Origin of the sequence: Streptococcus sp. KR, from assembly GCF_002238115.1 — a bacterium.
GTDB lineage: Bacteria > Bacillota > Bacilli > Lactobacillales > Streptococcaceae > Streptococcus.
The window spans coordinates 1-283 of sequence record NZ_NGVM01000247.1 but is presented as its reverse complement, the minus strand read 5'-3'; the positions used below and the strand labels follow the sequence as shown (position 1 = coordinate 283).

At 35.3% G+C, this 283-nt stretch carries 1 protein-coding gene; it reads right to left on the bottom strand.

Translation table 11 applies throughout. The features are described 5' to 3' along the window. A partial coding sequence (locus CBI42_RS11805) for an IS110 family transposase (RefSeq protein WP_142294157.1) occupies nucleotides 1-224 on the bottom strand: 224 nt, incomplete at its 3' end. Nucleotides 225-283 lie beyond the last annotated feature (59 nt).

Genomic DNA, 283 nt, shown 5'->3' with positions numbered 1-283 from the left:
TAATCATAATCGTATTCATCTAAAAATCTAGTAATTCTGCGTGAATAAACTCCAGTTGCTTCTAAGATGATTTGTGGATGTTCGGCGTATTCTTTTAGATCTATCAACAGAGTTTTAAAGCCGATAGTATCGTTAGTGATCTTATATTCTCGTGTGGCGCCACTCTGAAGTACACAAACACTGGAATCACGACTACTTACATCTATGCCAAAGACAATGCTCATTTTTAAACCCTCCTAAATAGCTGTTAGTGGTTGGAACGTATTTACTAAGGTAATTATTT